This window comes from Acidimicrobiales bacterium, assembly GCA_036399815.1.
In the GTDB taxonomy this organism is placed as follows: Bacteria; Actinomycetota; Acidimicrobiia; order Acidimicrobiales; family DASWMK01; genus DASWMK01.
Genome location: DASWMK010000274.1, coordinates 23,082 through 42,270 on the forward strand (window position 1 = coordinate 23,082; position 19,189 = coordinate 42,270).

At 75.6% G+C, this 19,189-nt stretch carries 17 protein-coding genes; 6 read left to right on the plus strand and 11 right to left on the minus strand.

The genetic code is table 11. The annotated features are described in order from the left end of the window. Window positions 1-33: 33 nt before the first annotated feature. Window positions 34-654 (plus strand): pyridoxamine 5'-phosphate oxidase family protein, encoded by a 621-nt coding sequence (locus VGB14_20690; protein HEX9995349.1) that lies wholly within the window; start codon window positions 34-36, stop codon window positions 652-654. Here the strand turns inward: VGB14_20690 and purL are convergent. After that, a complete protein-coding gene (gene purL, locus VGB14_20695) occupies window positions 639-2,846 on the minus strand; it encodes a phosphoribosylformylglycinamidine synthase subunit PurL (GenBank protein ID HEX9995350.1) in 2,208 nt (735 codons plus the stop codon). The genes VGB14_20690 and purL overlap by 16 nt on opposite strands. A gap of 79 nt (window positions 2,847-2,925) precedes the next feature. Here purL and VGB14_20700 point away from each other — a divergent pair, with 79 nt between their 5' ends. Then, a complete protein-coding gene (locus tag VGB14_20700; protein ID HEX9995351.1) occupies window positions 2,926-3,351 on the plus strand; it encodes a hypothetical protein in 426 nt (141 codons plus the stop codon). A 31-nt stretch (window positions 3,352-3,382) separates the two neighbouring features. On the opposite strand, the gene purQ is transcribed toward VGB14_20700, so the two are convergent. Genes purQ through purB form a run of 5 tightly spaced genes read right to left on the minus strand, consistent with a single transcriptional unit; the run spans window position 3,383 to window position 7,325 of the window. Then, window positions 3,383-4,054 carry a phosphoribosylformylglycinamidine synthase subunit PurQ gene (purQ, locus tag VGB14_20705; protein HEX9995352.1) on the minus strand — a complete coding sequence of 224 codons (672 nt, stop codon included), beginning with the start codon at window positions 4,052-4,054 and terminating at the stop codon, window positions 3,383-3,385. After that, window positions 4,051-4,311 (minus strand): phosphoribosylformylglycinamidine synthase subunit PurS, encoded by a 261-nt coding sequence (purS, locus tag VGB14_20710; GenBank protein ID HEX9995353.1) that lies wholly within the window; start codon window positions 4,309-4,311, stop codon window positions 4,051-4,053. Before purS ends, purQ begins: the two co-directional genes overlap by 4 nt. A gap of 4 nt (window positions 4,312-4,315) precedes the next feature. Continuing rightward, on the minus strand, window positions 4,316-5,014 hold the full coding sequence (locus VGB14_20715; GenBank protein HEX9995354.1) for a 2-phosphosulfolactate phosphatase: 699 nt from the start codon (window positions 5,012-5,014) through the stop codon (window positions 4,316-4,318). Continuing rightward, window positions 5,011-5,898: a phosphoribosylaminoimidazolesuccinocarboxamide synthase gene (locus VGB14_20720; GenBank protein HEX9995355.1), complete on the minus strand. Its 888-nt coding sequence runs from the start codon at window positions 5,896-5,898 to the stop codon at window positions 5,011-5,013. The genes VGB14_20715 and VGB14_20720 overlap by 4 nt, the downstream gene beginning before the upstream one ends. After that, window positions 5,895-7,325, minus strand: coding sequence for an adenylosuccinate lyase (gene purB / locus VGB14_20725; GenBank protein ID HEX9995356.1), 1,431 nt, complete (start codon window positions 7,323-7,325; stop codon window positions 5,895-5,897). Before purB ends, VGB14_20720 begins: the two co-directional genes overlap by 4 nt. A gap of 77 nt (window positions 7,326-7,402) precedes the next feature. Between purB and VGB14_20730 the strand changes: the two genes are divergently transcribed. Continuing rightward, window positions 7,403-7,777, plus strand: coding sequence for a hypothetical protein (locus VGB14_20730; protein ID HEX9995357.1), 375 nt, complete (start codon window positions 7,403-7,405; stop codon window positions 7,775-7,777). A 4-nt stretch (window positions 7,778-7,781) separates the two neighbouring features. On the opposite strand, the gene purE is transcribed toward VGB14_20730, so the two are convergent. From purE to VGB14_20745, 3 genes are read right to left on the minus strand one after another with little or no spacing between them, the layout of a single operon-like run. After that, entirely contained in the window at window positions 7,782-8,237 is a 456-nt protein-coding gene (gene purE / locus VGB14_20735) for a 5-(carboxyamino)imidazole ribonucleotide mutase (GenBank protein HEX9995358.1), read from the minus strand. Then, window positions 8,234-9,472: a phosphoribosylamine--glycine ligase gene (purD, locus tag VGB14_20740; GenBank protein ID HEX9995359.1), complete on the minus strand. Its 1,239-nt coding sequence runs from the start codon at window positions 9,470-9,472 to the stop codon at window positions 8,234-8,236. The genes purE and purD overlap by 4 nt, the downstream gene beginning before the upstream one ends. After that, entirely contained in the window at window positions 9,469-10,764 is a 1,296-nt protein-coding gene (locus tag VGB14_20745) for an adenylosuccinate synthase (GenBank protein HEX9995360.1), read from the minus strand. Before VGB14_20745 ends, purD begins: the two co-directional genes overlap by 4 nt. Before the next feature lie 62 nt (window positions 10,765-10,826). Between VGB14_20745 and VGB14_20750 the strand changes: the two genes are divergently transcribed. From VGB14_20750 to VGB14_20760, 3 genes are all read left to right on the plus strand, one after another. After that, entirely contained in the window at window positions 10,827-10,970 is a 144-nt protein-coding gene (locus VGB14_20750) for a hypothetical protein (GenBank protein ID HEX9995361.1), read from the plus strand. A gap of 83 nt (window positions 10,971-11,053) precedes the next feature. Next, a complete protein-coding gene (locus tag VGB14_20755) occupies window positions 11,054-11,647 on the plus strand; it encodes a hypothetical protein (GenBank protein HEX9995362.1) in 594 nt (197 codons plus the stop codon). Between the two features lie 22 nt (window positions 11,648-11,669). Continuing rightward, a complete protein-coding gene (locus VGB14_20760) occupies window positions 11,670-13,250 on the plus strand; it encodes a phage tail protein (GenBank protein ID HEX9995363.1) in 1,581 nt (526 codons plus the stop codon). Between the two features lie 4 nt (window positions 13,251-13,254). Here VGB14_20760 and VGB14_20765 read toward each other — a convergent pair whose 3' ends face one another. After that, window positions 13,255-14,904 carry a hypothetical protein gene (locus VGB14_20765; protein ID HEX9995364.1) on the minus strand — a complete coding sequence of 550 codons (1,650 nt, stop codon included), beginning with the start codon at window positions 14,902-14,904 and terminating at the stop codon, window positions 13,255-13,257. Between the two features lie 14 nt (window positions 14,905-14,918). Further along, window positions 14,919-19,064 carry a hypothetical protein gene (locus VGB14_20770; GenBank protein ID HEX9995365.1) on the minus strand — a complete coding sequence of 1,382 codons (4,146 nt, stop codon included), beginning with the start codon at window positions 19,062-19,064 and terminating at the stop codon, window positions 14,919-14,921. Window positions 19,065-19,189: the final 125 nt, after the last annotated feature.

The following is a 19,189-nucleotide window of genomic DNA, read 5'->3' on the forward strand; positions in this document are numbered from 1 at the left end:
GGTTCGTACCATAACGAATCTCCGGCGTTCCCGGTGACGGACCGCACCCGCCTGCGGCGCCTCCCCGACCGCGGCTCCTACGACCGCGAGGTGGCCTACCGGATCCTCGACGAGGGCCTCGTCTGCCACGTCGGCATCGTCCAGGACGGCCAGCCCTTCGTCGTGCCCACCGGGTACGCCCGCATGGGCGACCACCTCGTCGTCCACGGGTCCGTCGCCAGCCGCCTCATGCGGGCGCTGCGGGCGGGGACCCCGGCGTGCGTGACCGTGACCCTCACCGACGGGCTCGTGCTCGCCAAGTCGGCGTTCCACTCGTCGATGAACTACCGCTCGGTCGTCGTCCTCGGGCAGGCCACCGAGGTGACCGACCCGGCGGAGAAGCGGCGGGCCCTCGACGTGCTGGTCGAGCACATGGCGCCCGGCCGCACGGCCGAGGCGAGGGGCCCGAACGACGTCGAGCTCCGCCAGACGATCGTCGTCACCGTGCCCCTCGAGGAGGTCTCGGTGAAGCAGCGGGTGGGCGGCCCGAAGGACGACGAGGAGGACCTGGCGCTCCCGGTGTGGGCCGGCGTGGTGCCGTTCCGCGTGGCCGCCGGCACGCCCGAGCCGGCCGAGGGCGCGCCGGCCTACGCCACCGACTACCGGCGGCCCTGAGCGGCGCCCAGCGCGTCGGGGAGGCGGCGGCGCCAGGCGGCGACGGCGTCGGCCAGCGCCACGTCGAGCACGCCGTCGACCACCAGCCGGTCGCCGCCCGAACCGCCGAGGAACGCGCTCGGCACGCCGGCCTCGGCCGCGGCCCGGAACACGGCCTGGGCGGCCGCCGGCTCGGCGCACACGACGGCGGCCGACGGCGACTCGGCGAACAGGGCGTGGTGCCCGTCCACGCCGGCGACCCGGAACCCGACCCCGGACCGGACCGCCATCTCGGCGAGCGCCAGCCCGAGGCCGCCGTCCGAGCAGTCGTGCACGCCGGCGGCGAGGCCGTCGGCCACCAGCCGGCGGACGAGGGCGAGCAGGCGGTCGTGGGCGGCGAGGTCGACGGCCGGGGGGCGCCCGCCCCGGTGGCCGCGGACGTCCCAGGCCCACCGTGACCCGCCGAGGGCGGCGGGCGGCTCGCCGAGCAGGAGCAGGCGCCCCCCGTCGACCAGGCCGACGCCGGGCGGGCGCCCCGCCAGCCGGTCGACCACGCCGAGCACGCCGACCACCGGCGTGGGGTCGATGTCGGCGCCGTCGGTGGCGTTGTAGAGGCTGACGTTGCCGCCGACGACGGGCAGGCCGAGGGCGAGGCAGGAGTCGGCCATCCCGTCGATGGCCTCGGACAGCTGCCACATCACCTCCGGGTGGCCGGGGTCGCCGAAGTTCAGGCAGTCGACGAGCGCGACCGGGCGGGCGCCCACGCAGGCCAGGTTCAGGGTCGCCTCGGCCACGACGGCGGCGGTGCCCGCCCTCGGGTCGAGCGAGCACCAGCGGTGGTTCCCGTCGGTGGTCACGGCGAGGGCCCGGCCGGTGTCCTGGCCGGTGGCCGGGTGCTTCAGGCGCAGGACGGCGGCGTCGCCGCCCGGCCCCTCGACGGTGTTCAGGAACAGCTGGTGGTCGTACTGGGACCACACCCACGACGTGTCGCACAGCATGGCCAGCAGGTCGGCCCCCGGGTCGCCGGCCGGCAGCCGGGCCGGGTCGTCGGCCAGCCGCCCGTCGAGGTCGGCGGGCCGGCGCCGGGGCCGGTCGTAGCGGGGGGCGTCCTCGTGGAGGGTCGACGCCGGCACGTCGGCCAGCACCTCGCCGCCGTCGGCGTCGAGTACCCGCAGCCGGCCCGACCCCGTCACCCGCCCGACGACCGTGGCCCGCACCTCCCAGCGCCGGCAGATGGCCAGCACCTCGTCGAGGTCGGCCGGCGCCACGATGGCGAGCATCCGCTCCTGGGACTCGCTCGTCATCACCTCGACCGGCGTCATCCCCGGCTCCCGGCACGGCACCGCCCCGGCGAAGACGTCCATCCCGGTGCCGCCCCTCGACGCCGTCTCGCTCGTGGCGCACGTGAGCCCGGCGCCGCCGAGGTCCTGGATGCCGACGACGAGGCCGGCGTCGAGCAGGGTGAGGCACGCCTCGATCAGGCGCTTCTCCTCGAACGGGTCGCCCACCTGCACGCTCGGCCGCCGGTCCTCGGCGCCCTCCTCGAAGCTGGCCGACGCCAGCACGCTGACCCCGCCGATGCCGTCCCGCCCGGTGGACGAGCCGAGCAGCACGGCCAGGTTGCCCTCGCCGACGGCCCGGCCGAGCACGAGGCGGTCGACCGGCAGCAGGCCGAGGCACAGCACGTTGACGAGCGGGTTGCCGCGATAGGTCGGGTCGAACACGACCTCGCCGCCCACGGTCGGCACGCCGACGGCGTTGCCGTAGCCGGACACGCCGCTCACGACGCCCTCGGCGACCCACCGGCTGCGGGCGTCGTCGAGCGGGCCGAAGCGCAGCGGGTCGAGCAGGGCGATCGGGCGGGCGCCCATCGTGAAGACGTCGCGCAGGATGCCGCCGACCCCGGTGGCCGCGCCCTGGTAGGGCTCGATGGCCGACGGGTGGTTGTGGCTCTCGATGCGCAGGGCGGCGGCGATGCCGTCGCCCACGTCGACCACCCCGGCGTTCTCGCCCGGGCCGACGAGCACGTGGGCGCCCTCGCTCGGCAGGCGCCCGAGGTGGGCCCTCGACGACTTGTAGGAGCAGTGCTCGCTCCACATCACGGCGTACATGGCGAGCTCGAGCGGGTTCGGGGCCCGGCCGAGGAGGCGGGTGACGGCGTCGGCCTCGTCGTCGGTCAGCCCGAGGGCGCGGTGGAGCGGCTCGGCGTCCATGACGGCACCGTACCAGCCTCGTCTATTTCGATATGCGGTAGGAGTTGACCCCGAAATAAGGCTGTGGTCACATGGCGACATGGCCACGACCACCAAGCGCAAGAAGCGCGAGCTGTCCGAGGACCACCTCGCCGCGCTCGCCGCGGGACGGACCCAGAGCGCGGCCGTGCGCCGCTATCTCGAAGCGCTCGAGGCCCACAAGCCGAAGCGGGGACGCAAGCGCACGACCGACACCATCAAGACCCGGCTCGACAGGATCGACGCGGAGCTGCAAGAGGCGACCTCGCTGCGCCGGCTCCAGCTCATGCAGGAGCGGGCCGACCTCCTCGAGGAGCTCAATGCGACGGCCGCCACCGTCGACCTGTCCGAGCTCGAGGAGGGGTTCGTGAAGGCGGCCAGGGCCTACGGCGAGCGCAAGGGGATCACGTACGCGACCTGGCGGGACTTCGGCGTGCCGGCCTCCGTGCTCAAGCGGGCCGGGATCACCAGGGGGGCCGGCATCTGACGGCCGGCCCGGGAGGACGCCGCGGGCGCCCCTAGGCGGGCACGGCCGCGGCCAGCAGGCTCGACAGGAGCGGCACGCCGTCCTCCGAGCCGAGCAGCGGCATCGACGCCCGTTCCGGGTGAGGCATCAGACCGACCACGTTGCCGCCTTCGGAGCAGATTGCCGCGATGTCGTCGACGGATCCGTTGGGATTGTCGACGTAGCGGAGCACGACCCGTCCCTCGTCGCGCAGGCGCCGCACGGTCTCGTCGTCACAGGTGTAGTTGCCCTCGAAGTGGTTGATCGGGAGGCGCAGGACGGTGCCCTCCTCGACGGCCGACGTGAGCACGGAACGCTGCGTCTCCACCCGGACCCGCACGGTGGTGCAGAGGAATTTCAGGCCGCGATTCTTCTGCAACGCACCGGGCAGCAGGCCCGCTTCGGTGAGGACCTGGAAGCCGTTGCAGATGCCGACGACCGGGCCGCCCTCGGCCGCGAACGCCTCCACGGCGGCCATCACCGGCGACAGGCGGGCGATCGCCCCGGGCCGCAGGTAGTCCCCGTGCGCGAACCCGCCGGGCAGCACGAGGGCGTCGACCCCGGCCACCGAGCGGTCACCGTGCCACACCATCCTCGCCGTGCCGCCCAGCCGCTCGACGGCCTCGGCCACGTCCTGCTCGCAGTTGGTGCCCGGGAACAGCACGATGCCGACGGTGGCGCTCACCGGGGCACCTCGTGGAGCACGCGCACGACCGTGTCCTCCATGACCGGGTTGGCGAGGAAGCGGGCGCACAGGTCCTCGACGGTGGCCACCGCCGTCGCCTCGTCCGGCGCCTCGACCTCGAGCCGCACGCACTTGCCGGTGCGCACCGACCCCACGTTCTCGAAGCCGAGGGCCGGCAGGGCCCGTTCGATGGTGGCGCCCTGCGGGTCGGCGATCCCCGGCCGCAGCCACACCTCGACGAGCACGGCGTAGGTCACGCCGTCACTGTAGGGGGACGAAGGCGGTGTCCCGGAGGACCGGGACGGCCTCGCTCACGTCGAGCCGGGCCGCCATCTCCACGTCGGCCCCGAGCCCCCTGGCCACGAGCTCGCGCCCCGAGCCGCAGGCGCCGAGCCAGCCGTCGAGGTCGCCGGCCGCCGACCCGAACGTCTCCATGGCCGCCCTGGCCTCGGGCGAGCAGCTCTCCCTGGCGGCCGCGACGAGGACGGCGCCCGCGCCCAGCAGGTCCTCGACGGCGACGCGCAGGCGGCCGGGCGGCTCGCCCCACCGCTCGCCGGCGGGCACGACGGCGACCACCCCGTCGCCGGCCAGCCGGGCCGCCGCCCGCCCGACGGCCGAGGCGTTGCGCAGGCAGCCGGCCAGCACGGCCGCCCCCCACGCCGTGCCCTCGATCGACAGGGTGGCGCCGTTCGGCGACGGCAGCTCGACGACGTCGCCCCGCCGCACCCGGGACAGAGCGACCGGCGACAGGTCGGCCGTCGCCGGGGAGTCGGACGGGCCCGTCCAGCGATGGGGCACCACCGAGCCGCCCCGGCTCACGACCACGTCCACGCAGGTCGTGAAGCGCAGGACGTCGACGACGACGACCACGTCGGCCACGGCGGCCAGCCGGCGGAGGCCGTCGAGGCCCCACTCCAGCCGGCACTGGAAGCCGGCCTGGCCGAACGGGTCGTCGCTCATCCGGTCCCGGCGCCGGGCCAGTCGGCGAAGGACCGGCCGGTGACGAGCTCGTAGGCGGCGACGTAGCGGGCCCTCGTGGCGTCGACCACCTCGGGCGGCAGCGGCGGCGGGGGCGGGGCCTTGTCCCAGTCGAGCCCGTCGAGGTGGTCGCGGAGCGGCTGCTTGTCGAACGACGGCGGGGTGGCGCCCGGCGACCACCGGTCGGCCGGCCAGAACCGGGACGAGTCGGGGGTGAGGACCTCGTCGGCCACCACCAGCTCGCCGTCCACCAGGCCGAGCTCGAACTTCGTGTCGGCGACGATGATGCCCCGCTCGGCCGCCCACTCGGCGCCCCGCCGGTACAGCTCGAGGCTCACGTCGCGGGCCCGGGTGGCGAGCTCCTCGCCCACGAGGTCGACGGCCGCCTCGAAGGAGATGTTCTCGTCGTGGCCGACGTCGGCCTTGGTGGACGGCGTGAACACCGGCTCGGGCAGGCGCTCGGCCTCCCGCAGGCCGGTCGGCAGCGCCGTGCCGTGCATGGTCCCGCTGGTGCGGTACTCCTTCCAGGCCGAGCCGGACAGGTACCCGCGCACGATGCACTCGATCGGCAGCATCTCGGCCCGGCGGCACAGCATCGCCCGGCCGGCGAGCTCGGGGCGCCTGGCCTCATCGGGCAGGTCGTCGAGGTCGGTCGACAGGAGGTGCGACGGGGCCACGTCGGCCAGGTGCTCGAACCAGAACGCCGACATGGCGGTGAGGACCCGCCCCTTGTCGGGGATGGGCTCGGCCATGACGACGTCGAAGGCCGAGATGCGGTCCGAGGTGACCATCAGCAGGCGGCCGTCGCCGGCGTCGTAGACGTCGCGGACCTTGCCGGTGTGCACGCGCGGGAGGTTCAGGGTCACAGGATGGGCTCCGGGGTGTAGTCGGCGGCATCGGGATGGCGGGCGACGACGGCGGCGACGGCGTCGGTGAAGGCCCGCACCTGGCGGGGCGCCTCGCCGACGAAGGCCAGCGGGTCGGCCACCAGCTTCTCCAGGGCGCCGGCGTCGACGGGCAGGTCGGGGTCGGCGGCGAGGCGGGCGAACAGGTCGGCGCCGGCCTCGTCGCCCGAGCGGCGGGCGAGGGCGGCGGCCACGGCGTGGCGGCGGATGGCCTCGTGCGCCGCCTCCCGCCCCATGCCGGCCCGCACGGCCTCGACGAGCACGGCGGTCGTGGACAGGAACGGCAGCTCCCGGCGCAGCTCGGCCTCGATGACGGCGGGGAAGGCGCCGAGGTCGGCCAGCACGTGGAGGAACGTCTGGAACACGCCGTCGGCGGCGAAGAACGCTCCGGGCAGGGCCACCCGGCGCACGACCGAGTCGCTCACGTCGCCCTCGTTCCACTGCCCGCCGGCGATCGCCGTGACCATGGCCAGGTGGCCGCCGAGGACGGCGGTGAGCGCGCCGATGCGCTCGCAGGACCGCGTGTTCATCTTGTGGGGCATGGCCGACGAGCCGACCTGCCCGGCGGCGAAGCCCTCGGTGACGAGCTCGTGGCCGGCCATCAGCCGGACGGTGAGCGCGAGGCTGGCCGGGCCGGACGCGGCCTGCACGAGGGCGGCGACCACGTCGAGGTCGAGGGACCGGGGGTAGACCTGGCCGACGTTGTCGAGCACGCGGTCGAAGCCGAGGTGGTCGGCGACGGCCCGGTCGAGGGCGGCCACCCGCTCGGGGTCGCCCAGCAGGTCGAGCTGGTCCCGGGCCGTGCCCACCGGGCCCTTGACCCCCCGCAGCGGGTAGCGGCCGAGCAGGTCCTCGACCCGGGCGAGGGCCTGGAGCAGCTCCTCGCCGGCGTTGGCGAAGCGCTTGCCGAGCGTGGTCGGCTGGGCCGGCACGTTGTGGGTCCTCGCCGCGATGACGGTCGCCTCGTGCTCCTCGGCCCGCTCGGCCAGCCGGGCGAGGGCGGCCACCATCCGGTCCCGCACCAGCTCGAGCGAGCGGCGCACCTGGTGCTGCTCCACGTTCTCGGTGACGTCGCGGGAGGTCAGCCCCTTGTGGGCGTGCTCGGCGCCGGCCAGGGCGGAGAACTCGTCGAGGCGGGCCTTCACGTCGTGGCGGGTGACCCGCTCGCGCTCCTCGATGCGGTCGAGGTCGACGTCGTCGACCGCCGCCCGGTAGGCCTCCACGACGCCGTCGGGCACCGGCACGCCGAGGTCGCGCTGGGCCTCGAGCACGGCGACCCAGAGCCGGCGCTCGAGCACGACCTTGGTGCGCGGCGACCACAGGTCGGCCATCTCGGCGCTGGCGTAGCGGGCGGCCAGGACGTCGGGGACGACCGGCTTCGCGCTCACCGTGGAGAAATCGTCAAGGTCGCTACGGACGGTGCCGATGGAGCAGGCGGCGACGGGAGTGAAGGGAGGCGGCCACCATGCTCGACACCTGCACCAGGCACCCATTCGAGCGGGCCGAGGACACGTGCCGGTCCTGCGGCAACGGCTTCTGCGGGGACTGCCTCGTCTACGCGTTCGGGCCCAAGCGCCCGCCCTACTGCATCGGCTGCGCCATCGCCGCCGCCGGCGTGCGGTCCACGGCCGGTAACCGGCCGGCCACCCGCAAGGAGCTGCGGGCGGCGGCCAAGGAGCGCAGGGCCCGCCGGCGGGGCAAGGGCGGCGACCACGTCCAGGTGGCCGAGGCCCTGGCCAGCGCCATCGCCGAGGAGCCGGTGCGGCCGAGCATCGAGGAGACGGCGATCGACCCGGCCGGCGACCACAGCTGGGTGCCGGTCGGCGCCGTCGCCCACTAGGGCGTCAGCCACCGCCCATCTCCCTGCGGTCGGCCTCGAGGCGCGCCGCCAGGTCGGGGTCGGACACGGCGAGGACCTGGACGGCCAGCACGGCCGCGTTCCTCGCCCCGTCGATGGCGACGGTGGCGACCGGGATGCCCCTCGGCATCTGCACGGTGGCGTAGAGCGCGTCGACGCCGTTCAGCGCGCTCCCCGACAGGGGCACGCCGATCACCGGCAGGGTCGTGTTGGCGGCGACCGCGCCGGCCAGGTGGGCGGCCATGCCCGCCCCGCAGATGATCGCCCCGTAGCCGGCCTCGCGGGCGGCGGCCGCGAACCCGGCCACCTTGGTCGGCGTCCGGTGGGCCGACATCACGTGGACGTCGGCCTCGACGCCGAACTTCCCGAGCGTCTCGACGGCGGGTTGCATCTTGGACTCGTCGCTCGACGACCCCATCAGCACGGCGACCTTCAGGCTCAATGTCGGGTCCAATCCCTCGCTGCGGCAGCAGCCGCGATGTCGGTCCGGTAGTGGATGCCGGCCCAGTGGAGCCGGACGCTGGCGTCGTAGGCCCGCTGGCGGGCCTTCGCGATCGTCGGTGCCGTGCCGGTGACGCACAGCACCCGGCCGCCGGCGGTGACCAGCGCACCGTCCGGCGCCCGGCCCACGCCGGCGAAGTACACGGTGACGCCGTCGACCGCGCACGCCGACTCGACGCCGTCGATGCGGTCGCCGGTGCGGACCTCGCCGGGGTAGCCGGCGGCGGCGCACACGACGGTGACGGCGGCGTCGCTCACGAAGCGGGGCTCGCCCGGCACCCGCCCGGCCGCCGCCCCGGCGAGGAGGTCGGCGAGGTCGCTGTCGAGACGGGGCAGCACGACCTGGGCCTCCGGGTCGCCGAAGCGCACGTTGTACTCCAGCACCTTCGGGCCGTCCGGGGTCACCATGATGCCGGCGTAGAGCACGCCGCGGTAGTCGATGCCCCGGCGGCGCAGCTCGGCGAGCGTGGGCTCGACGGCCCGCTCCATGATCTCCTCGACGAGCGCCGGGCGGGTCACCGGGACCGGCGAGTACGCGCCCATGCCGCCGGTGTTCGGGCCGGTGTCACCGGTCCCGGCCCGCTTGAAGTCCTGCGCCGGCGCGAGGGCCACCGCCCTGGTGCCGTCGCACACGGCGAGGAGCGACACCTCGGGCCCGCCCAGCCCCTCCTCGACGACCACCCGGCGGCCGGCGTCGCCGAAGCGCTCGCCGGCCAGCTTGGCCCGCACGTCGTCCTCGGCGTCGATCAGCGAGTCGGTCACGAACACGCCCTTGCCGGCGGCCAGCCCGTCGGTCTTCACCACGTAGGGCCCGGGCAGGGACCGCAGGAACCCGAGGGCGGGGGCCACCTCCGAGAAGGCGCCGTGCCTCGCCGTGGGCACGCCCGCAGCCACCAGCACCTCCTTCATCCACGCCTTGGACCCCTCGAGGCGGGCGCCGTCGGCGCCAGGGCCGAAGACCAGCGCGCCCCTGGCCCGCAGGCGGTCGGCCAGTCCGTCGACCAGCGGCGCCTCCGGGCCGATCACGAACAGGTCGGCCTCGACCTCCTCGGGCGGCGCCGCCACCGACCCGGGGATGCCGGCGTTGCCCGGCGTGACGACGACGTCGGCCGAGCGCCCGAGCGCGACGGCGAGGGCGTGCTCCCGCCCGCCCGACCCGACGACGCAGACCCTCACGACGCCGGCTCCGCCGCCCGCCGGGCCACGACCTGCTCCCGGCCGGGGCCGACCCCGACGAGGCGGACCGGCACGCCGGCCAGGTCCTCCACGGCGGCGAGGTAGTCGTGGGCCGGGCCGGGCAGGTGGTGGGGCTCGGTGGCCCCGCTGGTGTCGGCGTCCCAGCCGGGCAGCTCCTCGTACACGGGCCGGGCCCGGTGGAGCACGGACTGGTGGTCGGGCAGGCGCTCGACCCGCTCGCCGTCCACGTCGTAGGCCACGCACACCTTGACGACGGGCAGCCCGTCGAGCACGTCGAGCTTCGACACGGCCAGCTCGGAGAGCGAGTTGACCCTGGTGGCGTGGCGGGCCATCACGCCGTCGAACCACCCCGCCCGCCGGCGCCGACCCGTGTTGGTGCCGTACTCGTGGCCCCGGTCGACGATGCGCTCGCCGACCTCGTCGAACAGCTCGGTCGGGAACGGCCCCGACCCCACCCTCGTCACGTAGGCCTTGGCCACCCCGACGACGCGGTCGACGTGGCGGGGGCCGACGCCGGCGCCGGTGCAGGCGCCGCCGGCCACCGGGTTCGACGAGGTGACGTACGGATAGGTGCCCTGGTCGAGGTCGAGGAACGTGGCCTGGGCGCCCTCGAAGAGGACCGAGCGGCCGGCCTCCAGGGCCTCGTGCACGAGGTTCACGGTGTCGGCCACGTAAGGGCGCAGGCGGGGGGCGAGCTCGTCCAGGTAGGCGGCCGCCATCTCCTCGCCGTCGAGCGGGAGCTGGTTGTACACCTTGGCGAGGAGCGGGTTCTTCTCCTTCAGCACCACGTCCAGCTTCTGGCGGAAGATCTTCGCGTCGAACAGGTCCTGCACCCGCAGGCCGACCCTGGCCGCCTTGTCGGCGTAGGCCGGGCCGATGCCCCGCCTGGTCGTGCCGAGCTTGTTCCTGCCCAGCCACCGCTCGCTCACCCGGTCGATGGCCTGGTGGTACGGGAGGATCAGGTGGGCGTTGCTGCTGACCCTGAGCCGCGAGCAGTCGACCCCCCGCCCCTCGAGCAGGTCGATCTCGTCGAGGAGGACGCGCGGGTCGACGACGACGCCGTTGCCGATCACCGGCGTGATGTGCGGGTAGAGCACGCCGCTCGGCACGAGCTGGAGGGCGAAGGACTCGCCGCCGACCACGAGGGTGTGGCCGGCGTTGTGGCCACCCTGGTAGCGGACGACCACGTCCATCTCCTTGGCGAAGAGGTCGGTGAACCTCCCCTTGCCCTCGTCGCCCCACTGAGTGCCGACGACCACCGTCGCGGGCACGCGCGCCCTCCTTCCCGACTGCGGCCGGTCTCGGCCACTGTAGCGACGGGTACGCAGGGGGCATGCCCGAGCGGTTCACCCCCGAGGAGCACCGGTCCTACAGCGCCGCGCCCGCCGACTCGGGGCTCGTCCCCGACGAGGACGAGGCCCCCGAGCCGGCCGAGGGCGTGGTCGACGACGACGAGGACGGCCCGCCCCCCTCCTGACCGCGCCGGTCGCCGCGCGCCGTGGGGGCACGACCACGGGCGCGCTCGCTAAGGTCGGCGGCGGCCGGACCCAGGAGGCGACCATGAGCGACACCGCGGGACCGGCCGAGCGGCCGACCCTGCTCGACGTCGAGGTGGACTTCGACACGATCGTCGCCAACGGGGCGCTCGAGCTGTACGACGAGGAGCAGGTCCGGGCGTGGTTCTCGGGGAAGCGGGCGCTGACCGTGCGCGAGGTGCTCGAGGTCCGCACCCACCCCGGCCGGCTGTTCTGGGCGATCATGCGCGAGCGGGTGGCGCCGGCCACCGTGCTGCGGCGCATGGCGATCGTCATGGCCAGGGAGTTCCTCACCCGGATGGTGGCCGACGGCGTGTACGTCGACTTCCGCTCCTCGCGGGCCCTCGACACGGCGAAGGCCTACGTCGACGGCGAGGTCAGCCTCGGTGCCATGCGCGTCGCCGCCGTCAAGGCGGCGCAGGCGGCCGTCGACGTCGCCGAGCTCGACGAGCCGAAGGTGGCGGCCGCCGCCCTCGTCGTCGACCAGGCGCTCCTGCCCGACGCCGAGGAGGCCGTCTCGCAGGTCTTCTACACGTTCGTCGCCTGGTTCGGCCGCCGGGCCGACCTCCACTGGCTGGTCGACCAGGCCCGCTCGGTCTTCGGCGCCACCGCCGCCTGACGCAGCGCCCGAGGAGGAGAGGATGGCAACGGCAACGCCCGAGACGGCGGTCGACGCGGCCCTGCCCGTGGGCAGCGTCGTGGCCTACGCCGGCCGCGTGCCCGGCGCCCTGGCCGACGAGGGCTGGCTGCTCTGCGACGGCAGCGTGCGGGACCGCGACGAGCTCCCCGAGCTGTTCACCGCGATCTACTTCAACTTCGGGCAGGTGACCGACCGCCGGTTCAACCTGCCGGACCTGCGGGGCCTGTTCGTCCGCTGCACCTGCCCCGACCCGGTGGTGCGGGCCCAGCGCGACCCGGACTGGGAGCGGCGGAGCGCGCTGAACCCGGCCGGGAACACGCGCGAGAAGGTCGGCTCGTACGAGGACTACGGCACGGCCAAGCCGCGCGTGCCGTTCCAGTCGAAGGTCGAGCACCTCGACATCCGCAACTGGCACGACGACGCCGGCTGCGCGTCCCGGCCCGGCAAGCACAACGACGACGCACGCGAGGTCGCGGCGTCGGGCGGGGGCGACCTCGAGACCCGGCCGGTGAACAAGTACGTCCACTTCCTGATCAAGGCGGCCTCGACCACGCGGGCCGGCGGGCCCGTCGTCCTCCCGGCCGGCGCCGTCCTCCCCTACGCCGGGCCGGCCACCGACCTCCCCCGCTGGCTCCGCTGCGACGGCCGGGCGCTGTCGAGGGTGGGCCAGTACGCGGCGCTGTTCCAGGCCGTCCAGTACGCCCACGGCAGCGAGGGGGACGACCGCTTCGTGCTCCCCGACTACCGGGGCTGGTTCCTGCGGGGCGTGAGCGGCGACACCAACCGGCACCCCGACCCCGACCGGGGCTCGCGGACGGCGCCGCACGCCGGCGGCAACACCGGCAACGACGTCGGGTCGGCCCAGCCGTGGTCGACGGCGCTGCCCCTGAACCCGTTCTACGCCACCTTCCGCCACCTCCCGACGAGCGACGCGTCGAAGCTCGTGGGCGGCAACCTGTGGAACCTCCTCCAGGTCAACGGCGGGAGCAGGGGCGTCTCGCTGACCAACGGCGGCGGCGGCGACGCCGAGTCCCGCCCGGAGAACCTGAGCGTGGACTTCTACGTCTGCGCCGAGCCCATGGCCGGGGCCGACGCCACCGCCGACGTCCCGATCGGGGCCGTCGCCACGATCGGCCTCGACCTCCCCGAGAACCCGTACTGGCTGCCCTGCGACGGCCGGATGGTGGCGACCGCCGATCACCCGGAGCTGTCGAAGGCGCTCGGCGCCACGTACGGGACCTCGGAGGGGAGGTTCGGCCTCCCCGACTACCGGGCCCGGTTCCTGCGGGGCTCGAGCGACACGACCGGCATCGACCCCGACGCCGACCGCCGGATCCCGGCCGGGACCGGCGCGGCGAGCGGCGTCGGCAGCGTCCAGGCCTACGCCACCGGCCGGCCGGGCAAGGAGTTCACGACGTCGGTGCCCAACCTCCCGGCCAGCACGATCGGCGCCCACGGCGCGACGAACAGCGGGAACGCCGGCGACAACGGCACGTTGACCTTCGACCCGTGGTCCAAGGGCGGCGACGGCGACACCCGGCCGAACAACGTCTACCTGAACTTCTACATCCGGGCCCGCTGAGGGGTCAGGCCACGTCCCAGGCGAGGCCGACCCCGCCCGCCCCGCCGCTGACGTACACGTCGCCGTCCCAGAGGGAGCGCTGGGGCACGCGCCCGCCGAGCGGGACGGCCAGCCGCCCGACCAGCGAGCCCATCGGCAGCCGGGTCGACGCGTCCCGCACCTCGCCCCGCAGCGACGAGCCCTCGGCCTGCCAGGTGACCTCGACGACCGAGCGGGGCGTGTTGACCCCGCTGCCCGACCGCAGCCGGAAGGCGCGCAGCTGGGCCGCGCCCTGCACGGCGGGGCCGGCGAAGAGCAGGTTGGCCGTCGCCGTCGTGCCGCCGCCGGTGGCCACCATCCGCACGTAGGTCACGCCGGTCGCCCCGATGGCCACCGGCGTCGTGCCCGTCGGGTCCACGGGGCGGGGCGACGGCGTGCCCCCCTGCCCCCACACGGCGAGCGTGGCCGTGCCGCAGGCGACCTGCCAGGTCAGGGCGACCTCGCCGGGGCGGGCGGGGTCGGCCGTGAAGCCGAGCTCGACGACGGCGGCCCCGACGGCGACGGTGACCTCCCGCCGCTGCGGCTTCGACCCGAGGGCCACGAGCGTGTACGTCGTGCTGACCGCCGGCTCGACGGGCCGGCTCCCGCTCCTGTCGACCGACTGCCCCGCCGGCGGCTCCAGGAGGCAGGCGCTGGCCCACGTCGTGCGCCACTGGATGGTCGCCGGCCGGCCGGGGTCGACCACCTGGGGGACGGCGGCCAGCTCGTCGACCACCACCGGCATGACCTCGATCCACCGGGGCTGGGACACCTTGCGGCCGTAGCCGCTGGCCTCCAGCGTGTACCAGCCGGTGTCGTGGATCGGGAAGGCCCGCGAGCCCTCGCCGGGGTCGACGGCCTGGTGGAACGGCTCGATCGTGACGGCGTCCGCACCCTTCACGAGCCACCGCATCGTCACGTCGGCGTCCTGGGCCACCTGGGTGGGCGACACCTGGAAGTCGAGGATGCGGACGGTCGCCACCGTCACCGTGATCTGCTGCTGGATGAACGTGCCGCCGCCCTCGGCGGTGATCACGAAATGGGTGGTCTCGAGCGGCTTCAGCGGGAGGGTGCCGTTGACGTCGACCGGGCTCGTCACGTCGCCGGTGCGCAGGGTGCAGGACGTGGCGCCGGTGGTCGTCCAGGAAAGGACGATCGTGCCGCCAGGGGCGACCTCCACGGGGATGGCCGTGAGGCTGGTGAAGGCCAGGCCGGGGACGCGCTTGTTGACCCCGAGGTCCCGCGTCCGCAGCTGGTCGGTCAGCTCCGACACGCCGATGACCGCGCCGCCCGGCGTGCCGTTGACGGCGACGTCCTCCAGGACGAAGCCGATGCTGCCGCCCGCCGGGATGCCGCTCACCGGGTAGGTGGGGATGGCGAGGAAGGTGCCGTTGCCCTGGTCCCGCACCGACCACGGCGACTCGTCGGTGGCCCGGCACCGCAGGCCGAGGCGGGCGACGAGGTCGCGCTCGGCCGTCCCGGCGGTGACCGTGAACATCAGCATCGAGCACGGCACGTCGCGCTCGGTCCGGTTGGTGACCGTCACCTGGAGGATGACCGTCACCTCGGACCCTGGCCGGCTGTAGGGCACCTGGTCGGGGGTGACGTGGTACTCGAACACGGTCGGGTCGGCCATCGGGCTCCTCTGCGTCAGGGCTGCCGGGGCTGGAGGGCGGGGACCTTGGCGACGGCGAGGACGCCGGTCCTCGTCGCGTCGGTCGTCTCGGTCACCCGGATCTCGGCCACCCCGGGCTCGGGCACGACCCGGACGCCGGCGAGGAGCAGCGACACCGTCGCCCCGGCGGGGACGGTGCCGGCCGGCACGGCGGTGACCGTGCCGCGCCCGTCGGAGGCGACCGTCCACGGGGCGCCGCCGGCGACCGACGCCACGACGAGCGCCGGGTCGGCGGTCAGGGCGGCCGGCGAGGCGCCGACGGGCAGGGCCAGCTGCACGGCCGAGCAGGCGACCGGCCCGCCGGAGCCGTTGTACACGGTGACCTGGAGGATCGCCGTGCTCGGGTCGTCGCGGTCCACGGTGCAGGGGACCGAGGCGGGGACCACGCCGTACGTGAGCACCGTCGGCGGGCCGCCGAGGACCAGCTGGAGCCAGCCCTCCCTGGCGACCGGCGGGGCATCGAGCAGGTGGGCGGTGGCGTCGGCCGCGCGCACGACGGTCTCGACGGCCGGCGCCTCGGTGCCGTGGTACTCCAGCCAGGACCACGTCCCCTCCCGGAGCCCGGGCAGGGGCATCACCGCGCCGGTGGCGTCGCCGAGGACCGGACCGGTCCGGAACGTGACGGCGATGCGGCGGACGGCGGGCGCCACGAAGCCGACCGGCAGCGAGGCCTCGACGACGGGGAGCAGGCCGGTGACGGCGTGGACCGAGCCGCGGGGGTCGAGGAGCAGGGTGAGAAGCGCCGTGCGGCCGGGCCGGAAGGGCAGCTCGGGCCGGGTGTCGCGGACGTAGGGCCGGTCGCCGCCGCCGGCCGCGTGGACCGATTCGATCCCGTCGTAGCGGTCGTCGAGCCAGAACCCGACGAGCCCGTCGTCGAGCAGCTCGGTGCTGCCGAGCTGGACCCGGAAGCGCACGTCCTCGAACCCGCCGGTGGCGTGGCGGCCCGACTCGGCCCAGGCCTGGCTGGCGGCCGGCGCCCCGCGGAGCTCGAGGCGCAGCCCGGCCCGCACGACGGCCAGCGGCCGGCCGACCAGCACGGCCAGCTCCTCGTCGGCCGCCGGCCCGCCGGGGTCGAAGCCCCAGGACACCTCGTCGACGAGCGCGAGGAGGTCGGCGAGGGCGGCGCGCGGGTCGGGGTGGTCGAGGATCCCCCGGACGACGGCCCGCAGGTGGTCGTTGCCGATGTCGACCGGCGGCCGGCCGCCGTGGGGCGGCGGCGAGGTGGCCGGCGGCGGCAGCCAGAGGGCGCCGTCGACGGCCAGCAGCAGCTCGCCGAGCGGCTCGCCCGCCGCGTCGTACACGAGGAGGCTGCGGTCCAGGTGGTCGAGCACGAGCCACCCGCACACGGGGTCGGTGCCCGCGTCGACGCCCAGCTCCATGGCGTCGTCGGCCGCGTCGAGCAGGGGCAGGACGGCCCGGGCCGGCTGGGTCAGGCGGGGCTTGAGCTCGACCAGCCGGGCGCTGCCGGCCGTCACGAGGTCGGGCGAGCGGACCGGCTGGAAGTTCGACGGCTGCACGCCCATGGCGCCGAGCACGTCGAAGACCTGGCCGAAGTCGTCCACCACCCACAGCCGCTGGACCGAGAGGTGGCCGGCCCTGACCGGCTGGAACTGGCGGGCGGGGGCGCCGGGCACGGGGATCGAGTCGGGCACGAGCGACGGGGCGCCGGCCGGCCGGAGGTAGGGGACGAGCGAGCCGTCCCACGGGAGGCGGGCGGTCTGGGGCGTCCGCTGGAGGAGGGCCAGCCCGAGGCCGCTCAGGGCCTGGGCGAGGAGGTCGGCCCGCTCGACGTACTCGAGCGCGTCCTGGAGGGCCCACAGCTGCTCCTGGGTCGCCGGGTCGGGGGCGTACTGCTCGATCACCTGGGCCAGCCGGGCGGCCAGCACGTCGGTGGCCTGGGGGGTGAGGAACGTGCGCCCCTCGAGCGGCACCGGGTCGGTCTCGGGCGGCGGCTCGGCCCCGGTCCACCGGTAGGTGAGGTCGTCGGCGCCCCGGTCGGCGCGGTCGGCGGGCGGCGCCCAGTCCCGCAGGCGGCCGTCGGCCCGCTCGGCGGCGGGGACGTACTGGAGGGCCCAGTCGAGGTAGAGCGGCGCCCACGGCGGCGACCACACCTGGAGCCCGACCTTCGACGGGAGGGCGCCGAGCCCGTACTGGGTGAGCAGGCCGCCGGCGTCGGCCAGGGCCTGCGGGTCGAGCGCCGGCGACAGGGCCGGCGTCCACACGACGGCCTGCTCGCGCCGGATGGCGCCGAGCAGCGGCCACGGGTCGGCCGGGTCGGCGGCGACGGCGATGGCGGGGGCGTTCGTCGTGTCGAGGAAGAACGCCTCCACGAACAGGTCGGCGAGCTCGGCCGGCGGCGACACCGGGGCGACCGGCGGCACCGGCACCTCGGCGCCGGTCACCCGGTACGACCGGTCGCCCTGCACGACCTCGATGCCGGCGACGGCCTGGCCGGTGAACCGGCAGGGCAGGACCATCCCCTCGGCGAACGCGTGGTCCTCGCCGTGCTTGAAGGCCCGGTGGGCGCCGGTCACGAGCAGCACGGGCTCGTTGGGCTGCGAGAACGACGGCGCGGCGAGCGCCTCGAGCCGCAGGTCGCCGAGGACGGCGGCGAGGGCGACGACGGCGCCGTCGCGCTGGCGCAGCAGCCAGCGGTACTCGCCCACCAGGGCCAGGGTCGCCGCCTGGGCCGCCGCCCTGGCGTCGGCCACGAGCTGGCGCCAGCTCGGGTCCTGGGGCACGGCGAAGGGCAGGCGCTGCTGCTTCCACCAGAGGGCGTAGGCCTCCCACTGGGCCGAGGCGAGCTCGTCGGCGCAGCGGTCGAGGGCGCGCTGGAGCACGCCGAGGGTCGTGAGGAGGGCGGCCTGGTCCTCGTCGAGCGGCGGCGGCGCCTGCCGGCCCTGCGGGTCGCCCTGGTCCTCGGGGGCGACGACGGTCCACGACGTCCCGCCCGGCGCCGAGGCGAACCAGCCCCGCTGCGACGCCACGTCCAGCCGGGCCCGGCCGTCGGGCAGGTCGAGCACGGGCAGCAGGCCGGCGGCGAAGGCCTCGATCACCTCGACCAGCTCGGCCGGCGGGTGGGGGGCGATCTCGTCGGCGAGGTCGACGGCCATCAGCGTGGCCAGGCCGTCCATGGCGCTGTTGCCGATGGCGACCTTCGGCCGCACGTAGCCGGCGTGGTCGGGGTTGGCGGTCGGGACCCCGGTCAGGTGCGGGCCGTCGACGCCCAGCCAGGTCACGCCGGTGACGACGCCGTGGCACACCGTCCTCGCCGGGAACCTGGTCCGGGGCACGGCCGGGTCGACGACGACGCCGTGGTCGCGGGCCCAGGCGGCGGCCGCCTCGGCGGCCCGCTCCAGGTCGGCCTCGTCGGTGCCCGGCCACCAGCGCCGCTCGCCGACCACGGCCCGCCACTCCGCCTCGGTCCGCCACCCGTCGGGGCCGTAGGCGGCGGTGCCGAGGAGCGGGTCGACCGCCGGTGCCGCGTACCACCCGTGGACGGCGTAGGACACCGGGCCCTGGAGCACGTCCTCCATCTCGTCGCCCAGGGAGAGCACGTTGCGAACGTTCGGGGCGAACGCCGCGTAGGTCGCGTCGCCGGGGCCGACGGCCGTGAGCGGGGGGACGAGGGCGCGGGCGGCGACGGCCGCCTCGCCCGGCCAGTCCTCCACCCGCCAGGCCCGGCCGAGCGACGTCGGCCCGGTCCCCCGGGGATCGGGGAACGGGCTGCCCGCCGGGTCCCCGACGTAGTCGCTGGCGAGGATCCACGACCGGAACGCCCACCGCCCCGGGTCGGCCGCGTCGGGCGCCTTCCTCGTGACGTACCAGCGGTTGGGCACGTCGGGATAGACGACCCGGCCGTCCCGGCCCTCCGCGCCGTGGGTCAGGCCGTCGGGCAGCGCCCAGTGGAGGACGACGCCGGTGAACGGCTGGCTGCGGGCGTTCACCGGGAACCGCCGGTAGAACGGCGGGGCGTCGGTGCTGCCGTACATCGGCAGGAACCCGTACTCGGGCGGCACCCAGGCGAACAGGGCGTTGGCCGACCGCCGGGTGAGCACGAGCGCCTCGACCACCATCGGCACGAGCAGCGCGGGCGCCGCCGGCCCGCCGCTAGCGGCCACGGCGCAGCGCTTCGAGCAGCTCCGGGGCGGACCGGGGCGGCGGCGCCGGGGGGCCGGGCGGCTCGGCCGGCGCGGCCGTCGGCGACGCCACCGTCGGGACGAACGCCTGCCGCTCGGCGGCCGCG